11 protein-coding genes and 1 pseudogene are annotated in these 14845 nt (G+C 69.1%); 4 read left to right on the plus strand and 8 right to left on the minus strand.

The window, feature by feature from the left end:
- Positions 1 to 30 precede the first annotated feature (30 nt).
- On the minus strand, positions 31 to 714 hold the full coding sequence (locus ACLLJJ_RS09640) for a LamG-like jellyroll fold domain-containing protein (protein WP_434588960.1): 684 nt from the start codon (positions 712 to 714) through the stop codon (positions 31 to 33).
- A gap of 60 nt (positions 715 to 774) precedes the next feature.
- Here ACLLJJ_RS09640 and ACLLJJ_RS09645 point away from each other — a divergent pair, with 60 nt between their 5' ends.
- Entirely contained in the window at positions 775 to 1974 is a 1200-nt protein-coding gene (locus tag ACLLJJ_RS09645) for an ISAs1 family transposase (RefSeq protein ID WP_434588956.1), read from the plus strand.
- A 239-nt stretch (positions 1975 to 2213) separates the two neighbouring features.
- Here the strand turns inward: ACLLJJ_RS09645 and ACLLJJ_RS09650 are convergent.
- The 4 genes and pseudogenes from ACLLJJ_RS09650 to ACLLJJ_RS09665 all read right to left on the minus strand — a co-directional run.
- Positions 2214 to 3347 (minus strand): annotated as a pseudogene (locus ACLLJJ_RS09650) (LamG-like jellyroll fold domain-containing protein); the annotation flags it as partial.
- Between the two features lie 228 nt (positions 3348 to 3575).
- Positions 3576 to 4639, minus strand: a protein-coding gene (locus ACLLJJ_RS09655; RefSeq protein WP_434588961.1) for an IS630 family transposase whose coding sequence is annotated in 2 segments (ribosomal slippage) — positions 3576 to 4192 and positions 4192 to 4639 — 1065 coding nt in all. Because the reading frame shifts where the segments join, the coding sequence is not laid out codon by codon here.
- Between the two features lie 32 nt (positions 4640 to 4671).
- Positions 4672 to 6306 carry a hypothetical protein gene (locus ACLLJJ_RS09660; protein ID WP_434588963.1) on the minus strand — a complete coding sequence of 545 codons (1635 nt, stop codon included), beginning with the start codon at positions 6304 to 6306 and terminating at the stop codon, positions 4672 to 4674.
- Between the two features lie 497 nt (positions 6307 to 6803).
- The gene (locus ACLLJJ_RS09665) at positions 6804 to 8936 is read right to left on the minus strand and encodes a bifunctional glycosyltransferase 87/phosphatase PAP2 family protein (protein WP_434600360.1); all 2133 of its coding nucleotides are present in this window, start codon (positions 8934 to 8936) and stop codon (positions 6804 to 6806) included.
- A gap of 408 nt (positions 8937 to 9344) precedes the next feature.
- Here ACLLJJ_RS09665 and ACLLJJ_RS09670 point away from each other — a divergent pair, with 408 nt between their 5' ends.
- The gene (locus ACLLJJ_RS09670) at positions 9345 to 10409 is read left to right on the plus strand and encodes a DUF2330 domain-containing protein (protein WP_434600361.1); all 1065 of its coding nucleotides are present in this window, start codon (positions 9345 to 9347) and stop codon (positions 10407 to 10409) included.
- A gap of 34 nt (positions 10410 to 10443) precedes the next feature.
- Positions 10444 to 10782, plus strand: a complete 339-nt coding sequence (locus ACLLJJ_RS09675) for an antibiotic biosynthesis monooxygenase family protein (protein ID WP_434588965.1) — start codon at positions 10444 to 10446, stop codon at positions 10780 to 10782.
- A 42-nt stretch (positions 10783 to 10824) separates the two neighbouring features.
- Here ACLLJJ_RS09675 and ACLLJJ_RS09680 read toward each other — a convergent pair whose 3' ends face one another.
- On the minus strand, positions 10825 to 11478 hold the full coding sequence (locus ACLLJJ_RS09680; RefSeq protein WP_434588966.1) for a hypothetical protein: 654 nt from the start codon (positions 11476 to 11478) through the stop codon (positions 10825 to 10827).
- Positions 11478 to 12143: a hypothetical protein gene (locus ACLLJJ_RS09685; protein ID WP_434588968.1), complete on the minus strand. Its 666-nt coding sequence runs from the start codon at positions 12141 to 12143 to the stop codon at positions 11478 to 11480. The genes ACLLJJ_RS09680 and ACLLJJ_RS09685 overlap by 1 nt, the downstream gene beginning before the upstream one ends.
- 100 nt (positions 12144 to 12243) lie before the next feature.
- Between ACLLJJ_RS09685 and ACLLJJ_RS09690 the strand changes: the two genes are divergently transcribed.
- Positions 12244 to 12720, plus strand: coding sequence for a GNAT family N-acetyltransferase (locus tag ACLLJJ_RS09690; protein ID WP_434588970.1), 477 nt, complete (start codon positions 12244 to 12246; stop codon positions 12718 to 12720).
- A gap of 24 nt (positions 12721 to 12744) precedes the next feature.
- Here the strand turns inward: ACLLJJ_RS09690 and ACLLJJ_RS09695 are convergent, their stop codons facing one another.
- Positions 12745 to 14835, minus strand: coding sequence for a DHA2 family efflux MFS transporter permease subunit (locus ACLLJJ_RS09695; protein WP_434588972.1), 2091 nt, complete (start codon positions 14833 to 14835; stop codon positions 12745 to 12747).
- Positions 14836 to 14845: the final 10 nt, after the last annotated feature.

Raw genomic sequence — 14845 nt, forward strand, 5'->3', positions numbered from 1 at the left:
CGGGCGCTCAGCGCTCCCGGAGCCCAGCTACTACGGAGTGCTCGAGAGTGCGTCGGCGTCCACGACTTGAGAACTGACCTGTTCGTCGGACATGGCGCCTGCCCAGATCCTCAACTTCTGCAGGCTGCCGGGCAGGTAATGCGCGGTGCTCCCCGCAGCAGTCCCCCGGCCGACCGACAGTTCGCCATTGCCTTGTTGGCCGGCGGTGAAGCCTGCCTTGCCCGCCTCGTCCGTGACCGGACTGGAGCTGGTGTAAAGGCGTAGCTTGCCGAAGCGGGTCTCGGTCCTGGTTTCATCCGCCGGGTCGGTCCAGTCCCATGCTTCCTGGGCGTCGAAGACCCCTGTGACATCGACCCACGTGTCGACTGCGGCGAGTTCACCGAGCGGTGCTACCTCCGCACTCTGCGAAACCTTGCCCGTGGCATCAACGGCAGTGCGGGTGAACTTCCACTGGTAGGCGTCTTCTCCCCGTTTGGTCACCCACAGAGCCCATGACGACTCGTGGCCCGCACGTTGGCCGGCTACCTGCGCCTGGTAACCGACAGGTTTCGTGGCAAGTTCGGCCTTGTCCAACTGGACTTGGGCGGACACGGTGAACGATCCCGACTCGTCGACCAACGGGCCAGGGCGGTTGCAAGTTCCGGGATCGCGTAGATCGTCCGCGCCCAGCGGGAGTTGACGCGGCAACAGCACAGGCACGAGACCGGTGATCATCAGGGTGTCTACGCCAGCTGATCACTTTGAGGTCCCGTGCCTGCCGCTCCATCCTTCCCGATGCCTGCTGTTCTGGCGAAACTGGGTCCCCTCCACGAGCACGACACCGGTCGCCTGTGCGCCCACTTCGGGCGCGTACCCGATCCGCGTTCGCGTCGCGGTCGGTGGTATCCCCTGGTCGGCTTGCTGCTGATCTGCGCCTGCGCAGTCGTCTCCGGCGCCCGGACGATCACCGAGATCACCGAGTGGGGACAGCGCGCCACCACCACGGTGCTGGAACAGTTCGGCATCCGCCGCCACCTGCCCGGACGTCGGCGAGCCCCGTCCCATGCCACCCTCACCCGGCTCCTGGCCGCCCTCGACGGCGATGCCCTGGACACTGCGATCGGTGCCTACCTGACCGAACGCGACCACACCGATGTCGGCCGCACCGTCTCGTCGCCGCGGCCGGCGATCGCGGTGGACGGCAAGGCGCTGTCCGGATCCGCGCACCGGCAGCAGCGCCACCGGCACCTGCTGTCCGCCGTCACCCACGCCCCCACCGTCACCCTGGCCCAGCGGGAGGTGGGGGCCAAGACCAACGAGACGGCCGCCTTCCGCCCGCTGCTGGAACCACTCGATCTGGCCGGCGCCGTGGTCACCTTCGACGCCCTGCACAGCGTCAAGGATCAGGTGCGCTGGCTGGTGCAGGAGAAGAAGGCCCACTACATCGCGGTGATCAAGGGAAACCAGCCGACCGCGTCGGCCCAGGTCAAAGCTCTGCCGTGGGAGCAGGTGCCCGTGGCGCACACGGTCTCCGGGACCGGGCACGGGCGGCGGGAGTCCCGCTCGGTCAAGGCCATGGCCATCGCTGAGAACCTGGGCGGGATCGCCTTCCCGGAAGCGCGGCTGGCCTTGCGCATCCACCGGCGCCGCCAGGAGAGCGGCAAGCGGCAGACCCGGGAGACGGTCTACGCCGTCACCAGCCTCGATACCCACCAGGCCAGCCCCGCTGACCTGGGCGGATACGTACGCGGGCACTGGGGAATCGAAAATTTCAGCCACCATGTCAGAGATGTGGTGTTCGCCGAGGACGCCTCCACCGTCCACACCGGCAGCGCGCCGCGGGCGATGGCCGCTCTGCGGAACCTGGCCATCGGCAGGCTGCGACTGCTGGGAGCGGACAACATCGCCAAGACCACCCGAGCGATCCGGGACGCACCCGAACACGCCGTCTGGATCTGGGGCATCACCGACAGCCCGCTCCTACCGGGAACTTGAAGCCGCCCTGCCAACGGGCCCGTCGTCGCGGCGTACCCCGATAGACCGTCCAGAGTCAGAGTATTTTCCACCTCGTCCAGGGCGGAGCCCGAGGCCGAAAGTTTCAGGCCCCCGATGCTGTATGGCGTTGTCTCCTTGACCTCGGTGCCGACGGATGTCGAGGCGTCCCAGGCGGCCACCAGCTCATTGGCCGCGACACCGTCCTGGACGGCCTCGGCTTCCAGCGCGAGCTCTCCCTCTCCCAAGGGGCGCTGCCACAATGCGGTCTCGTCCAGCAGACCACGGAAGTGCTCTCCCCCCACATTGCTCTTCACCGAACGGGCGAATTGCATACCGCCGGAAGCGATCCATGGCTCGTAACTGGCAGCAGCCTGGGACAGGACAACTGGGGCACCCTGCGGGCGTCCATTGACGAACAGCTGAATGGTGTCATCCGCCTTGCTTGCCGTCGCTTTCGTATCGAAAACGCCTGCGAGGTGCGTCCACACCCTCAGAGGCGGACTCTCCTGATCAGCCTGCGAGCGGATGAGGACCGGGGTTTGCTGGTCCTTGTCCGCGCGATTGAATGCCCACCTCTTGGATGCGCTGGAATAGTAGAGCGCGAAGGCCGAAGATTTCGTGCCGGGTTGGGAGAGCACCACTCGGTTCACCGAGGCGTCGGTGAGAAATGCCCAGGTGGACACGGTGAATGACTCCTCGGTCCGCACGCCTGGTGCGGCGAGGGTCGCGTATCCCTGCTGCTTGGCAGGGTCCGCGCTGTTCAACCACAACGACTGGTCGTCTTCCCCACGACGGGCGAGCGAAGAAAAGCCCGTCCCGTCCGTGTGCATGATTGCGTTGTGGCGTGCCCCCACCGTGGCTGAGTCCTTCGCCAGCTTGTCCGCCGAGCCGGCGGGGTAGTCATCAAAGCTCCAGCGGCCTACAGATGCCTCAGCCGGATTCACTTTGAAAATGAACTCGGCCGGTGTGCCCCACCGCCTGCGCACGTCTTTCGCTTCCACGGACAGCACCTGCGTACCCGCGAGAGAGGGGGTGACAGAGGCCGTCGCGTTTTCCCCGGCAACTTCCTTCGCCCCTGTCCGCGATGAGGTCAGCCACCACCGATAGCCAGTGATGTCCTTGTCCGCAGGGTTCGGCTTGAAGGCGAACTTCCCCTCGGAGCCGGGGCCGCCTCGGCCCTCACAGACCGCGGCGCACTCGGTGTACGTGTGCACTGAAGTGACGGTGGGAGCTTTGGGTGCCGTTGAGTCGATCTTGAAGTAGCACCACTTCGAGTAGGCGGAGAACAGGTTGCCCGATTTGCCGGCGTAGGCCCAGTGCGACTGCGTTCGGGCTTTGTACCGGTACAACCCGCCGTCGGCGCGGGCCGTCATCCGTGTGCCTTCCAGCGTGCCGTCCGGGTCCCATCCTGGCCGGGGCCGGTAGTCGCTCCACACGTGGTCCCACGCCTTGTCCGGCTGCTGGCGTTCGACCAGGAACTCGGCCTGGAGCGACCCCTTCTCCTCATCGGGCTTGGGCTGCACCTGAGTCTGCACCCGCCCCAGCACTCTCGGGTCGGTGCGGGTACTGAACTTGAACTCGTGATGTCGGCCTGATCGGCATCAGTTTTCCATGATCAGGCCGGTGCCGGCGAGGCATCCGTCGACCAGGTGCGGTCGGTACTGGATCTGCTTGAGGCTTCGCTTCACGGCTCGGGCCAGTTGGTCGAGGTTCGCGGCGGCGAGGTTGCCGATGGTCCGTTTGACCAGCGACCAGACGCCCTCCTGGGGGTTGAGGTCGGGAGCGTATGAGGGGAGCTGGAAGACGGTCAGCCAGTCCTCGTTCGCTTCGATGAACGCCCTCATCTGCGGCATGAGGTGAGCGCGCAGGTTGTCCCAGACCAGGACGATCGGCCCGCCGAGCTGGATGTGTGCCCGGACTATCAGGTCGCGGAAGTCCTCCCAGGCGAAGCCCTTCTTCTCGTTCTTGCGGCCGCGGTAGACGTGGAAGCTGTAGAACATCCGGGACCGCTTGCCCTGCCTGTAGCAGGTCATACCGGCCATGGAGACTCGGCCGGAGCCCCGGCCACGGACGCGGACCTCGGGGGTCTGGCCCACCCGGCCCCATGTCCTGGCGCGCGACGGTCTCATCGATTGCCCGGCCTCGTCCTCGAAGACGATCCAGGCCCCGCGAGCCGCCGCGGCGCTTTTACCCGCGGCCAGACCTCCTTCTTCCACAACTCGACGGCCGCGTCGTCACGCTCGATCGCCCGGCGGGCCGGCTGCTGCCAGGACCAGCCGTGGCGTTTGAGCAGCCGCCATGTCCCCTCCACGGTGTAGGTGACGTGGAACAGGCGGCCGATCAGCGTTTTCACCCGAGCCAGTGTCCATCGCTGGTCATCCCAGCCATGCGCCAGCGGCCCGCGCTCCAACTCGCCCTCCAGCCTGGCGATTTGCCTGTCACTCAGCCTCGGCCGTCCCGGCGAGCCCTTCGACAGGACCCCGGACCCACCGCCCTCACGCCACAGCCGGCGCCAGCGTTCCACCGACCGCTCGGACACCCGTAGCGCGCCCGCGATCTCCCGGTTCTTCTCCCCGCCCTCGAAGCGTTCCACGGCCAACAGCCGGATCCGCTCCCGCACGGCCCTCTCAGCGTCGGTCAACCCGCCGCCCTGCGCGTACCTCACAACCCAGGACTACCGAAGCCGCCGGGTCGCTGTCAGGCGAATGGCCCCGACATCACCCAATCAAGTTCAGTAGCAATCAACGGGTCTGACGAGGACGCTTTGCAATACCCCGTGGTTCCGTCCCCGGGGATCAACGTCACGTTCGTCGGCACGCCGGGTTTTGCCACGTACGTGACCTGCAGTTCGGCGTTGTCGTCGAATCGCTTCCACCCATCCGGGTCATTCTCGTACTTGGCCTTGAGCATGAAGGTCAAGCGCGTGATCTTGCCATCCGCGAAGGAGCGCACCGACGATCTCAGGTTCTCGTCCGGCTCGGCCGGGTTGTCGTTGAACTCCACCCAGGAATCGGGCTGATCAGGGCTGCACTGGTCGCCCCGGCCCGCGGAGACATGGCGGTCACCCAACAGATCCAGCTCCTTGGGCCCCGGCCAGCGAGTCCCCTCGGAGAAGTTGTTGGTACGCACGAGGTTCACCCACTGTGGGGTGCACGAGAACGACCACGTCTCGTGGGCACGGAAGGTCGCATCCAGGACATGCTTGCCCGACAGCTTGGTGGGCGCGAACTCGAAGAGCATCCGGTTCGTGTAGTCGGAACCGCAGTAGTAGGGACCATTACGACTGCAGTTGCCGACGCCGTAATCACCGTCGAAGTCGTAGAATCGATCGCCGTCCGAAGACAGGACCGTGCGCTCCGAGGCGCCCAAACCGACCGGTGGGTCGATGAAGACCGGATAGACCGTCTTCTGGCCACGCAACAGTGCCAGATCCGGCGCGATGGTGAGCGCGTCCGGTGCCACGGCAACCGGGAGGTCAGCGCTCGCATCCCCCTTGCCCGGCTCTGCGGAGTCGCCCCCAGCAGCCGCGGTGTCAACCAACTGCGGTGTGTCCAGAGCACTCGAGCGTGAAAGCTGCGGCTGCGGGCCCTCGCCACCGGCGGAGTCCCACATCTGCCCGGCCGGCCCGACGAAGACAGCGTTGCCGTCCTCATCCAGCGCCCGCAGCCCGCCGCCGGCCCCCTCCACCAGATTCAGGCCTTGTCCCCCCGCAGCAAGGCGGATCTGCTCCAACCGGGGATTCGCCGCCGCCTCGGCCGTCTTGACGACCAGCACTTCGCGATATCCCTCAACGGTGGCCGTCAGTTGGAGGTCCACCCCCGCAAGGACCTCGGGATAGGTGGCCGTGGCTCCCTGCAACTTCGGCTCCGGCAGAGGTCCGGGCCAGCCCAGCGTCATGGAGCCGCGGCGACTCCCCAACCGGATCATGTCCGCGCCACTGCCGCCTCCGGAGAACCCCAGATCGACCACGGCGGCCTTCGGGCCGACGCTGCCGTCGGCACGTCGCTCAAGGGTGGCGTCCACTGCACGCCAGGCGCCGTCAGCACCCTTGACCCGCTGCGGCGATGTGGACTGGGTCAGCGTGAACGTCCCGTCCGGATTCGCCAGCGTCTGCGAGTACGCGGTGCGATCGGCGACAACCTCCACCGACTCACCCGAGGCGGCTGCCTTCTCCAGCGCAGTCCGGTTCTCGGCAGGAGCCTTGTCCGTGCGCGCTGAAGCAGGGTTCGCAGCCTGGACGGCCGCCACGGGGGGAAGCACTCCTGCCAGCACGGCCGCCAAGACGACCACGCCAACTCTGTGGCGTGCGCGACGCCTTGAACAACCGCTCATTTCCCCACCCCAGGCTGCACATGACATCTACACAAGTTCGCCAAATATGGGGGTGCGGTTTAGACCAGTCAAGAGTGATACACAACACACCGGCGAGGTGGTTGCAAACGGGATCAGGGCGATGGCAGCCAGACTGCCTACCGGAGTCCCGATTTCCCTTCCGGCCCTCCGATGCCTCCTGAGCTGGCAACCATGCTGGCCAGAAGCTCCGTTGAGTGAGGCACCGGCCACTACGGCCCGCACACACCTGCGCACAGTCACGTTTCATATTGTCGCGAGTGCAAACATTAAAACTGACTGAACGCGCGACGGGCGGTACGTAACTTTCAGTGAGATCAGTGACGCTCGGCCCTTGGACGGAGCCACGCCCACGAGTGATCCGACCCAATTCATCCTTCGACACAGGTACCGCGTACCGCCGTCGCCGGGTCCGGCGCCTCGGGGCGCGGGCACACCTCAGTCGGGTGCGAGTTCGGGCAAGGGCGCGTCCGGCCCCGCTACTTCGACGTACTGACGCCCGCGTCGGATTCCGCTTCCACGCTTTCCACGCCCCCGGCCGACGAGGCCGACGCGCCCGCGTCCGCCTCCGCCCTGCTCGCCGGCACCGCCGGCACCGCCGGCACCGCCGGCACCGCCGGCACCGCCGGCACGGTTCCACTGGACGACACCACCGCCGTCCCCTCTCCCGGGGCATCCGTCGCCTTCCGCGCCTTCATCAGCTTCCGCGGACCGCACAGCACGTACGTCAGGCCGAAGCCCGCTCCGACCACCGCCGCGCCGCCCACCGCGTCCAGTACCCAGTGGTTGGCCGTGCCGACGATCGCGCCGATGGTGAACAGCGGGTGCAGCAGGCCCAGGAGTTTCATCCACAGCTTGGGCGCGACCATGAGTACGGTCAGGCCGCACCACAGGGACCAGCCGAAGTGCAGCGAGGGCATCGCGGCGTACTGGTTGGTGAGTTCCGTCATCAGCCCGTAGTCGGGCTTGGCGAAGTCCTGCGGCCCGTGCACCGTGTCGACGAAGCCGAGGCCCTCCATCAGGCGCGGCGGGGCGAGCGGGTAGAACCAGAAGCCGACCAGCGCGAGTACCGTCGCGAAGCCGAGCGAGCTGCGGGCCCAGCGGTAGTCCGCGGGGCGCCGGACGTAGAGCGCGCCGAGGACGAGCAGCGGCAGTACGAAGTGGAACGACGTGTAGTAGAAGTTGAAGAAGCTCTCCAACCAGCCGTTGCGCACAACCAGTTGGTTGAACCAGTGCTCGATGTCGATGTGCAGGAACCGCTCCACCGACAGGATGTGCCGGGCGTTCTCCTCGGCGGTGGGGCGCCCGGCCGTCGCGGCGAGGCGCACATGCGAGTACGCGGAGTAGCCCACGCGGATCAGCAGCAGTTCGAGGAGCAGGTTCGGCCGGGAGAGCAGGCGGCGCCAGGCCGGCACCAGTGGCACCCAGTTCCAGCGGGACGCCACCGGCTTCGCGTAGTCGGTGGCCATGGGCTGGAGCCAGTGCGGCGAGGTCCGCGACGCGAAGGGCACCGCGCACGCGGCCACGAGTGCCACGACCAGCAGGACGTTCTCCCGGACCGGGTCGAGCACCGTCATATTGGGCAGCAGCATCTCGCCCGGCAGAGTCATCACCAGGGCGACCGCCGCGGGCCACACCATCCGGTCCGAGGCCCGCCTGCCCACCCGGCCGACGACCGCGAGCAGTACCCACAGCAGTTGGTGCTGCCAGGCGGTCGGCGAGACGGCGACCGCCACGCAGCCGGTGATCGCGACGGCGAGCAGCAGCTGCCCGTCCTTCGCGTAGCGCACGGCGCGCCGCAGGCCGAGTACGACGACGCCCGCGCCGAGCAGGACGAACAGACCGATCTCCAGGGGCCCTTCCAGCCCGAGGCGCAGCAGCGCGCCGTGCAGCGACTGGTTGGCGAGGCTGTCCGGGCGTGCGCCGAGTCCGGCGCCAGCGACGTGGTGCACCCAGTACGTCCACGAGTCCTGCGGCAGCGCGGCCCAGGTCAGTGCCGAGCACGCGGCGAACGTCAGGCCCGAGGTGAGGGACGCGCGTCTGCGTCCGGTCAGCCACAGCAGGGGCGCGAACAGCAGCATGGTGGGCTGGAGGGCGGCGGCGATGCCGATGAGGATGCCCGAGCTGCGTTCGCCGCGCGCCTGGAAACAGCCCAGGAGGACGAACAGCACCGGGATGATGCTGGTCTGGCCGAGGTGGAGCGTGTTGCGCACGGGCAGCGACAGCATCAGCAGGCTGATCGTGACGGGCGCCGCCAGCAGCGCCGTACGCCGCGACACGGTCCCCGGCAGCGCGCGGGCGGCCACGACGCCGAGCACGGCGACGAGCAGCAGCGTCCCGAAGGTCCAGGCGACGCCCAGGCTCTGCTCGGCGGAGCGGGCCAGTGGCTTCAGGACGAGACCCGCGAAGGGGGTACCGGTGAAGCGGTCGGAGTCGTAGAGCGAGCCCGCCACATGCAGCACGCCCCGCTCCCCGATCCAGGTCTCCAGGTCGGTGAGGCGCTCGCCGGGCGGGGTCCGCAGCACTGTCGCGATCTGCCGTACCGCCAGGATCGCCACAACCGCCCACAGTGCGACCCTTGCCGCCCCGAGCCTGCTCCCCATGCCGAGCATTCCGCCCGGTCCACCCTGCTCCGCATTCGCCACGTCGCGCTGCCCCTCCCACCCTTGCCTGCACCAACTCAATGGTGCGTAGAGCCTCGCACTGCCCTGTGCATAAGACGCAGGCAACCCCCACTTCGCCTGACTGTCATCCAGTTTTGTCCGAAGGACGATGGTGCATCGCGATCCGTTCCGCCACAGCCTCGCGAGATGGATCACAAAGGGGGCGCCCGGCCGGCCCCGCGAGGGTGCCGGAACCGCACAGCCGGCCACACCGTCCGAGGTCTTGCCGACGGCACAACGCCGCGGCACGGCGGAGGACACGCGATGACGGGGGCGACAGGAATGACGGGAACAGTGAAGAGAACACGGACGTGGGAGAGTCCGCGCCACCGGGCGCTGCTGGTCGCCCTGCTGCTCATGGCCCTGCAGCTCGGCTCGCTCGTAAGTCCCGCGTACGCCTGCGGCTGCGGCGCGATGGTGCCGTCCAGGGACTCCAGCATGCGGGTGGACCAGGAGCGGTCGGTGGTGCACTGGGACGGCCGCACCGAGCAGATCATCATGAGCCTGACGGTCGACGGGAACGCCCCCGAGGCCGCCTGGATCATGCCGGTGCCCGGCCGGGCCACGGTCGACCTGGGTGATCGCGCCCTCTTCGACGAGTTGGACACTCTCACCGCGCCCGAGCACCGGGACCGCCCCTATTTGTGGCCGCGTGACGAAGACTGGCCGTTCGCCGGCGGTGAGAGCGACAGCTCGGGCGCCCCACGGGCGGATGCGGGCGGTGTCGGTGTCGTCGGCCGCGAGCGCCTCGGCCCGTTCGACGTGGCGCGGCTGACCGCCACCGACCCGGAGGCCCTGCGCGGTTGGCTGGGAAAGAACGGCTTCGAGCTACCGGACGCGCTGGCGACCGAACTGCGGCCGTACGTCGAGCAGAAGTGGGAGTACGTCGCCGTACGCCTCGCACCCGAGGACAAGGACACCGCCCTGCGCGGCACCCTGGACCCGTTGCGGATGCGGTTCGCCAGCGCCGAGCTCGTCTACCCGATGCGCCTGTCGCGCCTCGCGAACACCCCGCAGTCGCTGGGCCTGTACGTGCTGGCCGCGCACCGCATGGAGCCGCGTACCGCGATCGGCGGCCTCAAGCCCGAGGTGGTGTTCGCGGGCAGGGTCGAGGGCGAGGGCCCGGTCGGTGACCTGACGGGAGACGGCGGCGCCTTCCTGACGGCCGTCGACCAGAGCTTCCCTCGGCCCGAACGCATCACCGGCGACCACCGGTTCCGCCCGGCCGCCGCCGACACCCCGTTCCGGCGGGTCGTGTACGACCCGGTGCTCTGGACGGTGGGTGGCGTACCGGTGTGGCTGCTGACTGTCGGCGGTCCGCCGCTGATGCTCGCGGTGGGCGCGCTGCTGTTCGTACGGGCCCGCGCGCGCCGCCCGGTCGTTCCCCCGCCGCCGGTGTACGTGCCGCCGCCCCTGGCCTGACGCTCGTTCGCGGTGCGTACGGCAGGATGGGGACATGAGCGTCGTAAAGATCAACGTACTGACCGTCCCCGCCGAGCAGCGCGAGATCCTGGAGAAGCGCTTCTCCTCGCGCGCCGGGTCCGTGGAGAACTCCGACGGCTTCGAGTGGTTCGAGCTGTTGCGCCCCGTCGAGGGGACCGAGCAGTACCTCGTCTACACCCGGTGGGCGGACGAGGCGTCCTTCCAGGCGTGGACGGAGGGCTCGATGAAGACCGCCCACCAGGGCGGTCAGGGCAGCGGAGAAGGCGGCGAGCGTCCCAAGCCCGCCGCCTCCGGGTCCACGCTGTGGTCTTTCGAGGTGGTCCAGCAGGCCGCCCCGAAGAAGGATGTCTGAGGGCTCAGGCCCGTACATCCCCTCACCACGGCAGCTCTTCACTCACAGCTGCAGCAGTCGATCCGTCAACTCCCGGTACGTGCGCAGCGCGACGCGCAGCTCCTCCGTCTCGGCCTGGCGGCCCTCGTCCGCCCAGGTCGTGCGCAGGGTGCGGCGCCGCTCGGCGAGCGTGTCGGTGAGCTGGCGGGCGGTCTCCTCCAGCAGGCTGTCGGCCTCTTCGACCGAGCGGCGCGGGCCGTCCACGAAGGTGTTGACGGTCTGCTGCAGGCGCAGGGTGATCTTCTCGCGCTCGCCCTGCGGGAGCAGGCGGCCGGTCGAGGACTCGGTGCCCGCGGCGGGCGACCGGTCCGACTCGTGGGACTCGGACGGCTGGTGCTGCGGCCGGTCGGGCTCACCCGCCGGGCGGCCCGACGCGGCGGAGGCCGTGCCGTCCTGGCCCTGCGGTCCGCGTCCGACGTCCGGCACCGGGACCTTGGGCCTCAACCCGGCGTCCCGTCCCGGGCCTTCGGTCCGCAGACCGTCGCCGCGCGCCCCGGCGCCCTGCGGCTCGTCGGGCCTGAGCTCGGCGCCCTGGCCCTCCTGTCCGGTCCCGGCGCCCCGGCCGGAAGGCCGCGGCACTGCGCCCTGCCCGTCCGGCCTCGGCGGCGACTGGGGCTGCGACTTCGGGTCGTTCTCTCGTTCCCCTTCGTACCTCATCAGGCACCACTACCCTTCGCGTGATGGCTCCGGCCGGGGGCCAACGGGGCACCACTGCGACCGGTGTCTCCCTTGTGGTCCTTGCCGTCTTCGGTGTGCTGCGGGCGATGCGCGCCGCTGTCGGCCGGCTTGGCGGTGACCAGGACCTCGAAGAGTTCACGCGCCTCGATCATGGCTTCGCGCATCTGTTCCGTGCTGTTCTCGCCGTGCGCCGCCCGGTGGACCTTGCGGTAGCCGTTCACCTGCGCCGCGTGGTGCACGGAGAGCGCGGAGAACTGCTCGTCGTACTGCGTGCCGTCCGGGAAGCCCCGGTCGGCCGCCAGCCGGGCCAGCAGCTTGTCGGCCTCGGCCACGGCGCGCTGCGGGGAGTCGACGAACTGCTCCTGCGTGCCGGCCCACTGGGCGACGTACTGCTCACGCGTCTCGGCGGTCAGCGGCCGGAGTTCGAGCGAGCCGTGGCGCTTCACGCGCTCACCGAGTTCGCGCTCCGCCGCCTTGGCGTCACCGTCGTGGCGGGCCACGACCCTGTCGTACTCGGGACCGAACCGGCGCTTCAGCCCGCGCCCACCACCGGCACCGGCCTTGCCTCGTCCGACCATGACGACGGCGGCGACTACGACAAGGACGACCACCGCGATCAGGGCGATGATCCAGACTGTGGACATGGCTGCCTTCCCGGTTGTCGGTTTTTCAAAGGCTTACGACCGTTCGAGTTGCCAGGAAACCGGTCGCCAAACAAGCCGTGGTTCAGGTACAGACATGACCATGAACTGGATCGTGTCCCCCGAGCGCTTCGACACCCCTGAGGCGACCGCGCTGCGCCGCGACTACTACGGCGAGGTCGCCGGCCGGTACTGGGAGCGTCTCGCGACCGACCAGGAGATCGATGACGGCCTGGCCGACGACGGGGTCGAGCTGCTCACGCCGCCCACCGGTCGGTTCCTCGTCGGCCGCGCCGACGGGGTGGCGGCCGGCTGTGTCGGAGTGCGCGTGGTGGACGCGGACACGGCCGAGCTGACGCGGGTGTACGTACGCCCCGCGTTCCGCGGCGGTGGCGGCGCGGGCCTCCTGATGGACGCCGCCGAGGCCGCGGCCCGCGACTTCGGGGTCGCGCGGATCCGTCTCGACACCCGCAACGACCTCGTGGAGGCGCGTGCGCTGTATGCCAGGCACGGCTTCCTGGAGGTCCCGGCGTTCAACAACGGGCCGTACGCCGAGCACTGGTTCGCCAAGGAGCTGTAGCTGGGGACGGAGCGGGGCCTCCGGTCAGGAGTCCCGGTGCGGGGGCCGGACGTGCCGGGGCGACCCTGCCGCGTGGTCCCACCGCGGCGCCGGGGTGTACGGCCGGTCGCTGTCGGAGCCGCTCACCTCGGCGCTCAGGTCCTCGACCAGTTTGACCAGGTCCCTCGGCCGGTCCGGGCCCCACCAGTCGCCGAGCAGCTCGGCGAGGGACTCCTCGCGAGCCCGGCAGAGCCTGCCCGCGGCTTCCTCGCCCGACTCCGACAGCACCAGCCACATCCCCTCGCGCCGGGCGAGCCCGCGCCCCTCGACCTGCCGGGACGCGTCGGTGATGGACCTGAGCGGCACGGGGGTGACTTCGGCGAGCGCCGCCGGTTCGACCGCGCCCTCGCGCTTGATGCGCAGCAGCAGCCAACTCGCGGCGGGAAGGAGGTCGTAGCCCGCCTTGGCGGTGATCTTCACGTAGATGTCGCGCCGCCCCTCGCGGGTGGCCAGCACCGAGAGGGCGCGGGCGCACTCGTCGTACGAGGAACGCTCGACGGGGTTGGACGCCAGCGTCTGGCCGGCGTCCGGCGCGGTCACGGCTCCGCGCAGCTTGTCCTCCTTGAGGAGCCAGGCGACGAGGAAGGCGAGCGCGACGACGGGGGCGGCGTACAGGAAGACGTCGGTGATCGATGTCGCGTACGCGTCCAGCACCCGCGGGCGCAGCGCGGCGGGGAGCTGGGTGATGTCGCGGGGGTCCGCCGCGATCTGGTCCGGGCCGACACCGGGCGGCAGTTGCTGCCCGGTCAGGGTGGCGTCCAGCTTGTCGACCAGGCGGTTGGTGAAGATCGTGCCGAAGATGGCGACGCCGAAGGAGGCGCCGATGGAGCGGAAGAAGGTCGCACCCGAGGTGGCGACACCCAGGTCCGCGTAGCTGACGGCGTTCTGGACGACCAGCACGAGCACCTGCATCACCAGGCCGAGTCCGGCGCCGAAGACGAAGAAGTAGGCGCTCATTTCCCAGGTCCCGCTGGTCGCGGTCAGCCGGTGCAGCAGCAGCAGGCCGATGGCGGTGATCGCCGTGCCGGCGATGGGGAACACCTTCCAGCGGCCCGTGCGGCTGACGATCTGGCCGGACACGGTGGAGGTGATCAGCAGGCCGAGGACCATCGGCAGCATGTGGACGCCCGACATGGTGGGCGTGACGCCCTGCACGACCTGGAGGAACGTCGGCAGGTACGTCATCGCGCCGAACATCGCGAAGCCGACGATGAAGCTGATTACCGCGACGAGCGAGAAGGTCCTGATCCCGAAGAGCTTGAGCGGCAGCACGGGCTCGACGGCCTTGCGCTCCACGGCCACGAACGCGACGAGCAGCACCGCGCCGAGAACCGCGAGAGCGATGATCTGCGCCGAACCCCAGGCCCAGGTGGTGCCGCCGAGGGAGGCCACCAGGATCAGGCAGGTGGCGACCGAGGCGATGAGGAGCGTGCCGAGGTAGTCGATGGTGTGCCGGGTGGTACGGACCGGGATGTGCAGCACGGCCGCGATCACCAGCAGCGCCACGACGCCGATCGGGAGGTTGATGTAGAAGACCCAGCGCCAGCTCAGGTGCTCGGTGAAGAGCCCGCCGAGCAGTGGACCGAGGACGCTGGTCGCACCGAAGACCGCGCCGAACAGGCCCTGGTACTTGCCTCGTTCGCGCGGCGGTACGAGGTCTCCGACGATCGCCATCGACAGCACCATCAGGCCACCGCCGCCCAGGCCCTGGAGGGCGCGGAAGCCGATGAGCTGCGGCATGTTCTGCGCCATGCCGCACAGCGCCGAGCCGATCAGGAAGATGACGATGGCGGCCTGGAAGAGCTTCTTGCGGCCGTACTGGTCGCCGAGCTTCCCCCAGAGCGGGGTGGCCGCCGTCGCCGCGAGCAGGTACGCCGTGACGACCCAGGACAGATGGTCCATGCCGCCGAGTTCGCTGACGATGGTCGGCAGCGCGGTCGACACGATCGTCTGGTCGAGCGCCGCGAGCAGCATGCCGAGAAGAAGCGCCCCGATGGCGACGAGGATCGTCCGTCGGCTGTTGACCGGTTCCGCGGCGGGGAGCACGGCCGCGGCGCCGCTCGCTTGCTGAGCCATGGATGACCAC

Origin of the sequence: Streptomyces sp. A5-4 (assembly GCF_051131715.1) — a bacterium.
Lineage (GTDB): Bacteria > Actinomycetota > Actinomycetes > Streptomycetales > Streptomycetaceae > Streptomyces.